The sequence below is a fragment of the Azoarcus sp. TTM-91 genome (genome assembly GCF_012911025.1).
GTDB lineage: Bacteria > Pseudomonadota > Gammaproteobacteria > Burkholderiales > Rhodocyclaceae > Azoarcus.
In genome coordinates, this window is the sequence record NZ_WUEI01000031.1 from 32,780 (window position 1) to 46,275 (window position 13,496).

General features: G+C 68.1%; 14 protein-coding genes. 13 read left to right on the forward strand and 1 reads right to left on the reverse strand.

What is annotated here, in order from left to right; genetic code table 11:
- Positions 1-64 precede the first annotated feature (64 nt).
- From GRF61_RS10995 to GRF61_RS11055, 13 genes are all read left to right on the forward strand, one after another.
- Positions 65-1,429 (forward strand): MFS transporter, encoded by a 1,365-nt coding sequence (locus GRF61_RS10995; protein WP_169150698.1) that lies wholly within the window; start codon positions 65-67, stop codon positions 1,427-1,429.
- 76 nt (positions 1,430-1,505) lie between these two features.
- Positions 1,506-2,531: an amidohydrolase family protein gene (locus GRF61_RS11000; protein WP_169150699.1), complete on the forward strand. Its 1,026-nt coding sequence runs from the start codon at positions 1,506-1,508 to the stop codon at positions 2,529-2,531.
- Positions 2,532-2,544: 13 nt separating this feature from the next.
- Complete coding sequence (gene ligK, locus GRF61_RS11005; RefSeq protein WP_169150700.1) at positions 2,545-3,240, forward strand: 4-carboxy-4-hydroxy-2-oxoadipate aldolase/oxaloacetate decarboxylase; 696 nt, start codon at positions 2,545-2,547, stop codon at positions 3,238-3,240.
- A 219-nt stretch (positions 3,241-3,459) separates the two neighbouring features.
- Positions 3,460-4,464 (forward strand): MBL fold metallo-hydrolase, encoded by a 1,005-nt coding sequence (locus tag GRF61_RS11010; protein WP_169150701.1) that lies wholly within the window; start codon positions 3,460-3,462, stop codon positions 4,462-4,464.
- Positions 4,464-5,390, forward strand: coding sequence for an NAD(P)-dependent oxidoreductase (locus tag GRF61_RS11015; protein WP_169150702.1), 927 nt, complete (start codon positions 4,464-4,466; stop codon positions 5,388-5,390). The genes GRF61_RS11010 and GRF61_RS11015 overlap by 1 nt, the downstream gene beginning before the upstream one ends.
- A gap of 85 nt (positions 5,391-5,475) precedes the next feature.
- A complete protein-coding gene (locus GRF61_RS11020) occupies positions 5,476-6,480 on the forward strand; it encodes an MBL fold metallo-hydrolase (protein WP_169150703.1) in 1,005 nt (334 codons plus the stop codon).
- Between the two features lie 71 nt (positions 6,481-6,551).
- Positions 6,552-7,466 (forward strand): amidohydrolase family protein, encoded by a 915-nt coding sequence (locus tag GRF61_RS11025; protein ID WP_169150704.1) that lies wholly within the window; start codon positions 6,552-6,554, stop codon positions 7,464-7,466.
- A 33-nt stretch (positions 7,467-7,499) separates the two neighbouring features.
- Positions 7,500-7,940: a protocatechuate 4,5-dioxygenase subunit alpha gene (ligA, locus tag GRF61_RS11030; protein ID WP_169150705.1), complete on the forward strand. Its 441-nt coding sequence runs from the start codon at positions 7,500-7,502 to the stop codon at positions 7,938-7,940.
- A 2-nt stretch (positions 7,941-7,942) separates the two neighbouring features.
- Positions 7,943-8,797 carry a class III extradiol dioxygenase subunit beta gene (locus GRF61_RS11035; protein ID WP_169150706.1) on the forward strand — a complete coding sequence of 285 codons (855 nt, stop codon included), beginning with the start codon at positions 7,943-7,945 and terminating at the stop codon, positions 8,795-8,797.
- 1 nt (position 8,798) lies between these two features.
- Positions 8,799-9,755, forward strand: coding sequence for a Gfo/Idh/MocA family oxidoreductase (locus GRF61_RS11040; protein ID WP_169150707.1), 957 nt, complete (start codon positions 8,799-8,801; stop codon positions 9,753-9,755).
- A gap of 188 nt (positions 9,756-9,943) precedes the next feature.
- Positions 9,944-10,939: an aldo/keto reductase gene (locus GRF61_RS11045; RefSeq protein WP_169150708.1), complete on the forward strand. Its 996-nt coding sequence runs from the start codon at positions 9,944-9,946 to the stop codon at positions 10,937-10,939.
- A 149-nt stretch (positions 10,940-11,088) separates the two neighbouring features.
- A complete protein-coding gene (locus GRF61_RS11050) occupies positions 11,089-12,018 on the forward strand; it encodes an AEC family transporter (protein ID WP_169150709.1) in 930 nt (309 codons plus the stop codon).
- Between the two features lie 112 nt (positions 12,019-12,130).
- The gene (locus tag GRF61_RS11055) at positions 12,131-13,000 is read left to right on the forward strand and encodes a DUF3750 domain-containing protein (RefSeq protein WP_169150710.1); all 870 of its coding nucleotides are present in this window, start codon (positions 12,131-12,133) and stop codon (positions 12,998-13,000) included.
- 138 nt (positions 13,001-13,138) lie between these two features.
- Here GRF61_RS11055 and GRF61_RS11060 read toward each other — a convergent pair.
- Positions 13,139-13,496, reverse strand: a 358-nt coding sequence (locus GRF61_RS11060) for a hypothetical protein (RefSeq protein WP_169150711.1), incomplete at its 5' end; no start/stop codon positions are given.

Consider the following 13,496-nt stretch of genomic DNA (forward strand, 5'->3'; position numbering starts at 1 on the left):
CCGGAAACGACCTCCTATCAAACGCCAGAGAGCGTCCCATTCACTCGCTCATCGGAGACACGCAATGAGCAAGCAGCAGCCTGTGGACGTGCAGGCGTTTATCAACGGGCAGCCTTTTTCCCGGTTCCAGTGGGCCATCTTCGGCCTGTGTTTCTTCATCGTGCTGCTGGACGGCTTCGACACCGCCGCCATCGGCTACATCGCGCCGTCGCTGATCCAGGAATGGGGTGTCAGCAAACCCGAGCTGGCGCCGGTACTCAGCGCTGCGCTGTTCGGCCTCGCCGCCGGCGCGCTCTCGGCCGGCCCGCTGGCAGACCGCCTCGGCCGCAAGCGCGTGCTGGTCGGCTCCGTGCTGGTGTTCGGCCTGGCCTGCCTGGCCTCGTCCTTCGCCACCGATCTGAAGATGCTCACCGAGCTGCGCTTCGTCACCGGTCTCGGCCTGGGCGCGGCCATGCCGAACGCGGTCACGCTGATGAGCGAGTACTGCCCGGACAAGCGCCGCGCCATGATCACCAACGCCATGTTCTGCGGCTTCCCGCTGGGCGCGGCCTTCGGCGGCTTCCTGGCGGCGTGGATGATTCCGCAGTGGGGCTGGCGCAGCGTGCTGACGCTGGGTGGCATCGCGCCGCTGCTGCTGGTCGTGCTGCTGGTTGTGCTGCTGCCGGAATCGGTGCGCTACATGGTCGCCAAGGCGCAGCCGGCCGAGCGCATCCGCGCCGTGCTGAGCCGCATCTCCGCCACTGCGTCTTCGGCCACCGCCTTCGTCATGAGCGAAACCAAGGCGGTTGCTGACGGCAAGAGCGGCCTGGGCGTGGTGTTCTCGCGCGCCTACGCCGTCGGCACCGTGATGCTGTGGCTGTCCTACTTCATGGGCCTGGTGATCTTCTACGCGCTGATGAACTGGATGCCGGTGCTGTTCAAGGACGCTGGCCTCGCCCCCGGGCAGGCGACCCTGATCGCCGCGCTGTTCCCGCTGGGTGGCGTGGGCGCGGTGTTCTTCGGCTGGCTGATGGACCGCTTCAACGCCAACCGCATCATCGCGGTGGGCTGGCTGCTGACCGCCGTCGCCATCTTCTCCATCGGTGAAGTGGTGGGCAGCGTCGGCACCCTGGTGGTGGTGGTGTTCGTCGCCGGCACCATCATGAACACGGCCCAGTCCTCGCTGCCGGCGCTGGCCGCCGCCTTCTACCCGACCGCGGGCCGCGCCACCGGGGTGTCCTGGATGCTGGGCATCGGCCGCTTCGGCGGCATCGCCGGCTCCTTCCTGGTGGCCGAGCTGTCGCGCCGCCAGCTGAGCTTCAGCGAAATCTTCATGGTGGTGGCAGTACCGGCGCTGGTTTCCGCGGTGGCGCTGCTGATCAAGCAGTTTGCCCATCCGGAGCCCTCGGGTGCGGCCAAGCGGGTTGCCGAAGAGGTTCACGCCCACTAATAGTTGGCATTGAGGGGCGGCCCGCGCGGCTGCCCCGCAAGGCCGGTTACGAGCACGACGACAAAAGGACAAAACGATGATCATCGACTGTCATGGTCACTACACCACCGCACCGAAAGCGCTCGAAGAATGGCGCAACCGCCAGATCGCCGGGCTGAAGGATCCTTCCGCCACGCCCAAGGTTTCCGAGCTGCAGATCAGTGACGACGAACTGCGCGAGACCATCGAGAAGAACCAGCTCCGTTTGATGAAGGAGCGTGGTTCCGACCTCACCATCTTCTCGCCGCGCGCCAGCTTCATGGCCCACCACATCGGCGATTTCAATACCAGCTCCACCTGGGCGGCGATCTGCAATGAATTGTGCTATCGCGTCTCCCAGCTGTTCCCGGACAACTTCATCGGTGCCGCGATGCTGCCGCAGTCGCCCGGTGTCGATCCCAAGACCTGCGTCGCCGAGCTGGAAAAGTGCGTCAAGGAATACGGCTTCGTCGGCATCAACCTGAACCCGGACCCCTCCGGCGGCCACTGGACCAGCCCGCCGCTGTCGGACCGCCAGTGGTACCCCATCTATGAAAAGATGGTCGAGTACGACATCCCGGCCATGGTGCATGTGTCCACCAGCTGCAACAGCTGCTTCCACACCACCGGCGCCCACTACCTGAACGCGGACACCACCGCCTTCATGCAGTGCCTCACCTCCGACCTGTTCAAGGATTTCCCGACGCTGAAGTTCGTGATTCCCCACGGCGGCGGCGCGGTGCCCTACCACTGGGGCCGTTTCCGCGGCCTGGCGCAGGAGCTGAAGAAGCCGCTGCTGAAGGACCACCTGCTGAACAACATCTTCTTCGACACCTGCGTCTATCACCAGCCGGGCATCGACCTGCTGACCAAGGTGATCCCGGTCGAGAACGTGCTGTTCGCCTCCGAAATGATAGGCGCGGTGCGCGGCATCGACCCGGAGACCGGCCACTACTACGACGACACCAAGCGCTACATCGAGGCTGCCGCGATCAGCGCCGAAGACCGCTACAAGATCTACGAGGGCAACGCCCGCCGCGTCTATCCGCGCCTGGACGCCGCGCTCAAGGCCAAGGGCCTGTAAGGAGAGAACGAAGATGAGCCAACCGATGAACCAGCTCGGCATCGTCAAGCGCAACATCGTCCGCGCCGACAAGGCGGCGGTGGAGAAGCTGTCCAAGTTCGGCGTCGCCACCATCCACGAAGCGATGGGCCGCGTCGGCCTGATGAAGCCCTACATGCGCCCGGTGTATTCCGGCGCCAAGATCTGCGGCACCGCCGTCACCATCCTGCTGCAGCCGGGCGACAACTGGATGATGCATGTGGCCGCCGAGCAGCTGCAGCCGGGCGACGTCGCCGTGGCCGCCTGCACCACCGAGAACGAAGACGGCTTCTTCGGCGACCTGCTCGCCACCTCCTTCCAGTCCCGTGGCGCCAAGGGGCTGATCATCGACGGCGGCGTGCGTGACGTCGAAGAGCTGGAGAAGATGGGCTTCCCGGTGTTCTCCAAGGCCATCCATGCCAAGGGCACCATCAAGGCCACCCTGGGTTCGGTGAACATCCCGGTGGTGTGCGCCGGCGCGCTGGTGAATCCGGGCGACGTGGTGATCGCGGATGTGGACGGCGTGGTCGTGGTGCCCGCCGCCATCGCCCAGCAGGTGGCGGACGCCGCCGAGAAGCGCGAGTCCTTCGAAGGCGAGAAGCGCGCCAAGCTGGCCTCCGGCGTGCTCGGCCTGGACATGTACAAGATGCGCGAGCCGCTGGAAAAGGCTGGCCTGAAGTACATCGACTGAGGCCGCGGCGCAGCCCGCCCGCTTCCGCTCCGGCGTCCTCCGCAGGGCGCCGGGGCAGTCGCCCCCCCAGCAGCAAGAGCCAACTCGACGAGGTAGATCGAGCGATGTGAATCCCGCAGCGGCGTCGCCACCGCGCGCCGCTGCAGCCATGCCGCAACGCGGCTACAGCAGAAGAGGGGCACAGCCCCCATCACCCCCGGCCCGGAGGAGACAGAGAGCATGAAGGCGAACGAGATCGACACCCAAGGCAAGCAGTCCCTTCCACCCCAGGCCGACCCGCAGCGCCGTGCGCTGCTGGCTGGCCTGGCCGGCTTTGGCGGCCTCGCCGCCGCCGGCCTGGGGCTGCCTGCCTGGGCGCAGCAACCGGCGGCCGCCGCCAATGGCACCCGCATCATCCTGGTGGGCACCAAGGGCGGCCCGCGGGTGGGCGGAGAGCGCTCCAACCCCTGCACCGCGCTGCTGATCGATGGCGTGCCCTATGTCATCGACTGCGGCCAGGGCGTGGCCCGCCAGCTGGTGCAGGCCGGCATCTCGCTGCGCGACCTGCGCTACGTCTTCCTCACCCACATGCACTCCGACCACAACCTGGAGTATGGCGGCCTGCTCTACAGCGCCTGGGCCACCGGGCTGAAGGACAAGGTCGCCGTCTATGGGCCGCCGCCGCTCGAAGAGATGACGCAGGCCTTCTTCGAGTACATGAAGTTCGACATCGACACCCGCATCGGCGACGAGGGCAAGCCCGATCCGCGCCAGCTGGTGGAGACGCACACCTACGACCGCGATGGCGTGATCCTGCAGAACGCCCAGGTCAAGGTCAGCGCCGCGCGCAACATCCATCCGCCCATCCACCACTCCTACGGCCTGCGCTTCGAGACGCGTGACCGCAGCGTGGTGGTGTCCGGCGACACCAACTATTCCGAAGCCATCGTCAAGCTCGCCAGCGGCGCCGACGTGCTGGTGCACGAGGCCATCTACGTGCCGGGCGTGGACGCCATGCTCAAGCGCGTGCCCAACGCCGCCACCCTGCGCGAACACCTGCTCGCCAGCCACACCACGACCGAGGACGTCGGCCGCGTGGCCGCCGAGGCCGAGGTGAAGAAGCTGGTGCTGACCCATCTGGTGCCGGGCGATGATCCCGGCATCACCGACGAGATGTGGCTCGAAGGCGTGCGCAAGCACTACAAGGGCGAAGTCGTCGTCGGCAAGGACCTGATGGTGCTGTGATGGACGAGCCGCTCATCCTGCGTGTCGGCCTCATCGGTTACGGCGAGGTGGGCCGCATCCTGGCCGAGGATCTGCGCGCGCTCGACGTCGCCGTGTCCGCATTCGACCTCAAGCTGGCGGACGAAACAGCCGCCGCGCCGCTGCGCCGGCATGCCGCCGCGCATGGCGTAACGCTGGCCGCCTCCCATGCCGAGGTCGCCGCCGGCTGCGAGCTGCTCATCTCCGCAGTCACCGCCAGCCAGGCGGTGGCCGTGGCCCGGGCCTGCGCGCCCGGCCTGGCCGCCGGCACCTTCTTCCTCGATTTCAACTCCGCCTCGCCCGGCGCCAAGCTCCGCGCGGCGGAGATCATCGACGGGGCAGGGGGGCGCTATGTGGAAGGCGCGGTGATGACCTCGGTGCCGCCTCACCGCATCCGCGTGCCGCTGCTGCTGGGCGGGCCGCACGCGGCGGCGCTGGCGCCGGCGCTGGCATCCCTCGGCTTCGAGGCGCAGATCGCGGATGTGCGCCTGGGCGTGGCCTCCGCCACCAAGATGTGCCGCAGCGTGATGATCAAGGGCATGGAAGCCCTGGTCATCGAAAGCCTCACCACCGCCCGCCACTACGGCGTGGAGAACGCGGTGCTGGCCTCGCTGTACGAGACCTTCCCTGGCATCGACTGGGAAAAGCAGGCCGCCTATTTCTTCCAGCGCGTCATCCAGCACGGCCGCCGCCGCAGCGAGGAAGTGCGCGAAGTGGCGCAGACGGTGCGCGAGGCCGGCCTCGTGCCCTGGTCCGCCGCCGGCACCGCCGAGCGCCAGGCCTGGATCGCCGACCTCGCCGATGCCGGCCTGTTCGGCGACCGGGCCGCACCCGAATTCGCCCGCAGCGCTGACTGGCGCACCGAGGCCGACCGCATCCTGGGCAGCCTGGGGAAGGGCGGCGAGTGAGCGTGGCGCAATGGCAAACCGATTTCAGAAAGGCACATGCCCGCCCAGCACGGCATGGCCAACACAACCCAAAGGAGACCGTGAGATGAAACTGAAGAACCACCTGGGCAGCGCCATCGCCGCTGCGCTGATTGCCTTTTCCACCACCGCGACGCATGCCGCCGAGCCGGCTGCCGCCGCCTCGTCCGCCAGGGATTTCAGCGTGGTGCTGCTGGGCACCGGCACGCCCAATCCCAACGCCGAGCGCTTCGGCGGCGCGGTGCTGGTGCAGGCCGGCGGCCAGAACCTGGTGTTCGACGCCGGCCGCGGCGTCACCATCCGCCTGTGGCAGCTCGGCCTGCCGCTGAGCAGCGTGGATCATGTCTTCCTGACCCACTACCACTTCGATCACACCAACGGCCTCGTCGACCTGTGGCTTACCGGCTGGGTATCCACAGCTTATGGCGGGCGTACCACGCCCTTCCGCATCACCGGCCCCAAGGGCCTGGGTAATCTCACCAGGGGGCTGGAGGCCGCCTATGCGGACGACCTCGCGGTGCGTGTGGCGGACGAAGGCCTGCCGCTGTCCGGCGTGAGGTTCGACGTCACCGAGTTCGATGAGGCCGGCGGCGTGGTGTACGAGCAGGGCGGCGTCAAGGTCACCGCCTTTCCCAATGAGCATGGCGAGAAGATCCACCCTTCGGTGGGCTACCGCATCGACTACGGCGGCCGCTCGGTGCTGATCTCCGGCGACACCCGGCCCTCGTCCGGCGTGCTCAAGCACGGCAAGGGCGTGGATCTGCTGATCCACGAAGTCGCCGCCGCCCGCCCCGGCCTGCTGGAAGAGAACCCCAAGATGCAGCCCATCATGGACCACCACTCCACCCCGGAGCAGGCCGGCAGGATCTTCGCCGAAACCCGGCCGAAGCTGGCGGCCTACACCCATTACGTGCTGCCCGCCACCAAGAAGTACCCGCCGATGTCGGTGAACGACATCAAGCAGGCCACGCAGACGGTCTATGACGGTCCGCTGGCGATGGGCGAAGACCTGATGCGCTTCGACATCGCCGACACGGTCAGTGTGGTGCCCTGGAAGCCCGCCAGCCGATGAAACCCGCGCCGGGCGTCCCCGCAGGCCGCCCGGCCTTCTACCGACAACAATTTGCCTTAGTGGAAAGCGACATGGAATTCACCAAGACCCCCGGCTGGCTCGACTGGTATCAGGGCCCGACCAAACCTCAGTTCAAGCTCCCTGCCGGTGCGGTGGACGCGCATTGCCATGTGTTCGGTCCGGGGGCGGAATTCCCCTACGCGCCGGAGCGCAAGTACACCCCCTGCGACGCCAGCAAGCACCAGCTCTACGCCTTGCGCGACCACCTCGGTTTCGCCCGCAACGTGGTCGTCCAGGCCACCTGCCACGGCGCCGACAACCGCGCCATGGTGGATGCGCTGGTGCATTCCGGCGGCAAGGCCCGCGGCGTGGCCACCGTGCGCCGCAGCGTCACCGACGACGAGCTGAAGGCGATGCACGAAGCCGGCGTGCGCGGCGTGCGCTTCAACTTCGTCAAGCGCCTGGTGGACTTCACCCCCAAGGACGAGCTGCTGGAGATCGCCAGCCGCATCGCCCCGCTGGGCTGGCATGTGGTGATCTACTTCGAGGCGGTGGACCTGCCCGAGTTGTGGGACTTCTTCACCGCGCTGCCGACCACGGTGGTGGTGGACCACATGGGCCGGCCAGACGTGAGCAAGCCGGTCGACGGCCCCGAGTTCGAGCTTTTCCTCAAGTTCATGCGTGAGCACGAAAACGTGTGGAGCAAGGTAAGCTGCCCGGAGCGCCTGTCGGTGAGCGGCCCGCGTGCGCTGGACGGCGAACGCAACGCCTACCGCGACGTGGTGCCCTTCGCCCGCAAGGTGGTCGAGAGCTTCCCCGACCGCGTGCTGTGGGGCACCGATTGGCCGCACCCCAACCTCAAGGACCACATGCCGGACGATGGCCTGCTGGTGGATTTCATCCCCCACATCGCCCCTACCGCCGAGCTGCAGCAGAAGCTGCTGGTCGACAACCCGATGCGGCTGTACTGGCCGGAAGAAGTCTGAGCGCGGCGCGCCCGGCATAGAAGGAGAAGCACCATGGCACTCGACAAGCCATACACCGACGTTCCCGGCACCATCATTTTCGATGCCGACCAGTCGCGCAAAGGCTACTGGCTCAACCAGTTCTGCATGTCGCTGATGAAGGCGGCCAACCGCGAGCGCTTCAAGGCCGACGAGCGGGCCTACCTGGACGAGTGGCCGATGACCGAGGAGCAGAAGCAGGCGGTGCTCGCCCGCGACCTCAACTGGTGCATGCGAACCGGCGGCAACATCTACTTCCTCGCCAAGATCGGCGCCACCGACGGCAAGAGCTTCCAGCAGATGGCGGGCAGCATGACCGGCATGACCGAAGAGGAATACCGCGACATGATGATCAAGGGCGGCCGCTCCGCCGAGGGCAACCGCTACCTCGGCGAGAACGGCGACGCCCAGCCGCAGAACCAGCCGCAAGGCGCCGCCGGCAAGAAGAAGGACTGACCATGGCCAAGATTTCCGCCTCCGTTTACACCTCGCACGTACCGGCCATCGGCGCCGCGATCGACCTGAAGAAGACTGGCGAGGCTTACTGGCAGCCGCTGTTCGCCGGCTACGAGTACTCCAAGCAGTGGATGAAGGAGAACACGCCCGACGTGATCTTCCTCGTCTACAACGACCACGCCACCGCCTTCAGCCTGGACTTCATTCCCACCTTCGCCATCGGCACCGCCGCCGAGTTCATCCCGGCGGACGAGGGCTGGGGGCCGCGCCCGGTGCCCAAGGTCATCGGCCATCCGGAGCTGGCCTCGCACATCGCCCAGAGCGTGATCCAGGACGATTTCGACCTCACCATCGTGAACAAGATGGAAGTGGACCACGGCCTCACCGTGCCGCTGTCGCTGATGTTCGGCGAGCCGGACGCCTGGCCGTGCAAGGTCATCCCTTTCGCCGTCAACGTCGTGCAGTACCCGGTGCCCTCCGGCCGCCGCTGCTTCCAGCTCGGCCAGGCCATCCGCAAGGCGGTCGAGAGCTACGACGACGACATCAAGGTGCAGATCTGGGGCACCGGCGGCATGAGCCACCAGCTGCAGGGCGCCCGCGCCGGCCTGATCAACGCCGAGTGGGACAACCGCTTCCTCGACCGCCTGATCGCCGACCCGGCTGACCTGGCGCAGATGCCGCACATCGACTACGTGCGCGAAGCCGGCTCCGAGGGCATCGAGCTGGTCATGTGGCTGATCGCGCGCGGCGCGATGGCCGACGTCAACGGTGGCGCCAAGCCGACCGTGAAGCACCGTTTCTTCCACGTCCCGGCGTCCAACACCGCCGTGGGCCATCTCATTCTGGAGAACAACTGACATGAGCAAGACGATCAAAGTGGCGCTGGCCGGTGCCGGCGCCTTCGGCATCAAGCACCTGGACGGCATCAAGAACATCGACGGCGTCGAAGTCGTGTCGCTGGTCAGCCGCGACCTGGAAAAGACCAAGGAAGTGGCCGACAAATACGGCATCGGCCACATCACCACCGACCTCGCCGACAGCCTGGCGCTGCCGGAAGTGGACGCGGTGATACTGTGCACCCCCACCCAGATGCACGCCTCGCAGGCCATCGCCTGCCTGCGCGCCGGCAAGCATGTGCAGGTCGAGATCCCGCTGGCCGACTCCCTGGCCGACGCCCGGGAAGTGGTGCGCCTGCAGCAGGAAACCGGCCTGGTCGCCATGTGCGGCCACACCCGCCGCTTCAACCCCAGCCACCAGTGGGTGCACAAGAAGATCGAGGCCGGCGAGTTCAACGTCCAGCAGATGGACGTGCAGACCTACTTCTTCCGCCGCACCAACATGAACGCGCTCGGCCAGCCGCGCAGCTGGACCGACCACCTGCTGTGGCACCACGCCGCCCACACGGTGGACCTGTTCGCCTACCAGGCTGGCAGCCCCATCGTGAAGGCCAACGCGGTGCAAGGCCCCATCCATCCGCAGCTGGGCATCGCCATGGACATGTCCATCCAGCTCAAGGCCGCCAACGGCGCCATCTGCACGCTCAGCCTGTCGTTCAACAACGATGGCCCGCTCGGCACCTTCTTCCGCTACATCGGCGACACCGGCACCTACATCGCCCGTTACGACGACCTGGTGAACGGCAAGGAAGAGAAGATCGACGTCTCCAAGGTGGATGTGTCCATGAACGGCATCGAGCTGCAGGACCGCGAGTTCTTCGCCGCCATCCGCGAAGGCCGCGAGCCCAACTCCAGCGTCGCCAAGGTGCTGCCGTGCTACGAGGTGCTGGCCCAGCTGGAAGAGCAGCTGAAGGCCTGATGGCCTGAGGCCGCGACGGCGGCCCGGCGGGCGCGCCGGCGGCAAGGGGAGGGCCCGCTTTTCCCCCGGCCGCCGGGTGGTCCGCCGCCGCTGTACCGCCTCACGGAGCCGCCCCGGCCGGGCTGCTCCGTTTCCGTTTCATGCTCCGCCGGCCCCGCGCCGGCGCAGTCATTTCCAAGGAGCTGCGCATGCATCAACGCAATCTCGGACCCTTCCCGGTCGGCGCCATCGGCCTGGGCTGCATGAACCTCAGCCACGCCTACGGCGTGCCGCCGGCGCCGGAAGTGGCCGAACAGGTGCTGCTGCGGGCGCTGGACCTGGGCATCACCCACTTCGACACCGCCGCCCTCTACGGCTTTGGCGCCAACGAAACCCTGGTCGGCCGGGTGCTGTCGCCTTATCGCTCGCGCTTCACGCTAGCGAGCAAGTGCGGCATGACCGGCGTGGACGGCAAGCGCGTCATCGACGGCCGGCCGGAAACCATCAAGCGCACCTGCGACGAAGCGCTCGCCCGCCTGCGCACCGATGTCATCGACCTCTACTACCTGCACCGCTGGGACAAGAAAGTACCCATCGAAGACAGCATGGGCGCGATGGCCGAGCTGGTGGCCGCCGGCAAGATCCGCGCGGTCGGCCTGTCCGAAGTCTCCGCCGACACCCTGCGCCGCGCCCATGCGGTGCATCCGGTGGCCGCGGTGCAGACCGAATACTCGCTGTGGACGCGCAACGCCGAGATCGCGGTGCTGGATACCTGCCGCGAACTGGGCGCCGCCTTCGTCGCCTTCAGCCCGGTGGCGCGCGGCTACCTGGCGGATGCCTTCCACACGGTGGAAGACGTGGCCGCCTTCGACGCCAAGGACATCCGCCGCGCCATGCCGCGCTTTCAGGGCGACAACCTCGTCGCCAACCTCAAGCTGCTGGACGACTACCGCGCGCTGGCGCAGGAGGCCGGCTGCACCCCGGCCCAACTCGCGCTGGCCTGGCTGCTGGCACAAGGCGGGCATGTGCTGCCGATTCCCGGCACCACCAACGTCGCCCACCTGGAAGAGAACCTGGCCGCCGCCGACCTGAAGCTGGACCCGACGCTGCTGGCGCGCGCCGGCGAACTGGTCAACCAGCGCACCGTCACCGGTCCGCGCTACAACGCGCCGACCCAGACCGAGATCGATACCGAGGAGTTCTGATTCCGCCGGCGGGAATCGAACCCGAGTCTGCTGAAGCCACAACTCCGCTGAAGCCGCAGTAAACCAGGCGCGCCGCGTGCGCGCACCGATGCAGGGCCGCGTCCGCCGCTTGCCGGGGGCGCGGCCCTGCGCACGCCCGGAGAACCATCTTGCTCGACATCCTGGCCATCGTCGGCCCGATCTTCCTCATCATCGCCCTCGGCTACACCTGCGTTCGCGGCGGCCTGTTTCCGCGCCAGGACATGCGGGTGCTGGGCGCCTTCGTCATCAACATCGCCCTGCCGGCGGTGCTGTTCCGCGCCCTGCTGCAACGCAGCTTCGGCGAGGTGATGGACCCCAACTACGTCGCCGCCTATCTCGCCGGCTCGCTGCTGGTCTTCCTGCTGGCGCTGGGCGCCGCGCGATACCTGCTGAAGAAGAACGCCCAGGGCTGCGCGCTGGTGGGCATGGGCGCGGCGATGTCCAACAGCGCCTTCGTCGGCTTCCCGGTGGCCTGGCAGCTCTTCGGCGAAACCGCCGGCGTCGCCCTGGCGCTGTGCATGCTGGTGGAGAACCTGCTGCTGCTGCCCTTCGTCATCGCGCTGGCGGAAAGCTCCGGCGGCCAGGGCGCCAGCCTGCGCACCGTGCTGGGCCAGACCTTCCTGCGCCTCACCAGGAACCCCATCGTGATCGCCATCGTGCTCGGCTTCGCCGGTTCGCTCGCCGGGCTGCGCCTGGGCGGCGTACCGGCGAAGGCGGTGGACATGCTGGCCACCGCCTCGGCGCCGGTGGCGCTGTTCGTCATCGGCGGCGGCCTGGTCGGGCAGAAGGTGAGGGGCATGGCGGGCGACCTCGCCGCCATCTCCCTCGGCAAGTTGGTGCTGCACCCGCTGGCGGTGGCCGCCTTCGTGCTGGTGTTCCCGCCGGCCGACCCGACGCTGCGCAGCGCGGCGGTGGTGTTCGCCGCCGCGCCCATGCTCACCATCTACCCCATCTTCGGCCTGAAGTATGGTCAGGAGGGCATGTGCTCGGCGGCGCTGGTGGTGGCGACGCTGCTGTCCTTCATCACCCTCAGCGTGGTGCTCGGCTTCATCGCCTGAGCAATCGCTCACGCGGGGCCGGCGAATGCGTAAAAGCCGAGCCCCCGCGCCGGGAACCCGGCGCGGCCGGTGATACTCTGGAAAGCGTTCCCCAACCGCTTCCGCCCCGCCGATGAAGTTCCGCCGCTCACGTCTCTTGCTCTGCGCCATCGCCGCCTTCTTCCTGCCGCTCGCAGGCTCGGTGGCTGCCTACTACGCCGGTGACAACGCCCGCGACTGGCGCGGCGCCCGCCGCGACAGCACCGGCCTCGCTCCGGACCCGGCAACGATCCGGGAAGCGGTGATCCAGGTGTACTCCGCCCGCGCGGTGCGCTGGCGCGGCGCCTTCGGCGTGCATACCTGGGTGGCGGCCAAACCGCGCGGCGCGGCGGAATACACCCGCTTCGAAGTGATGGGCTTCGGCGTCGGCAACGGCCGCCAGGCGGTGCGGGTGCGCGAAGGCATTCCCGACGGCTACTGGTACGGCAACGAACCCACGCTGCTGCGCGACCTGCGCGGCGGCGCCGAAGTGGACGCGATGATCGCCCGCCTGCACGAGGCTGCCGGCCGCTATCCGCATGCCAACGAATACCGCATCTGGCCCGGCCCCAACAGCAACACCTTCGTCGCCTACCTGGCGCGGGAGGTGCCGGAACTGCGCCTGGAACTGCCTTCCACCGCCATCGGCAAGGACTACCTGCCCGACGGCGCCCTGTTCGGCGCCGCCCCCAGCGGCACCGGCGCCCAGTTCTCCCTGCTCGGCCTGCTGGGCATCACCGTGGCGGCGGAGGAAGGCCTGGAGCTGAACCTGCTCGGCCTCAGCCTGGGCGTGGACGTCTGGCCGCCGGCGCTGAAGCTGCCCGGCATAGGCCGCGTCGGCGTGCCGGAGCATGTGCCGGGCAGCGCAATGTGGGGCGTGCGGCGGCTGGGTGGGAAGGGCGTTGGCGGCGCGCTGGCAGGCGGGGCAGCTGCGCCGCTTGCGGCGGAGGCGGTCAGGCCTTGATGGCTTGAGGGGCGGCAGCCTCTTTCCTGGTGTTCTGGTTCCAATTGCCCGCCGAATGACGCGCCGCCGGTTTTCTCCCCGCTCCCCTCGCAGGGCGTAGGCGGAAAAAACGAAGCACGGCTTCGCCGGCCGGGCAGTTCAGTCTTCCAGCCCGGCCTGCATGTCGCTCGCGCGGCGCTCCTTCAGCCGCCATTCCTCGGCCAGCTTGACGATGCGGCTGCGCAGGGCGTCGCCCAGGCCGGTGTCGGCGGTATGGCTGAGGGCTTCGAGCTGGCGGGCGATCTGGCGCGCGTCCCGGGGCGAGGGGGCGATGGCCTGGCGGGAGAGCTGGGCCAGCAGTTCGGCCAGGGCCGGTTGGTGTTCGATGTTCCCGCCACCGCAGGCCGCGAGCTTGCCGCCGCCATCGACCAGCGTGGCCAGGCGGGCGAGCAGATCCTGGGCGACGCGGGCGGAGCGGGGGCTGCTGGTGGCGAGGTGGTGGGTGATGCTGCTGCGC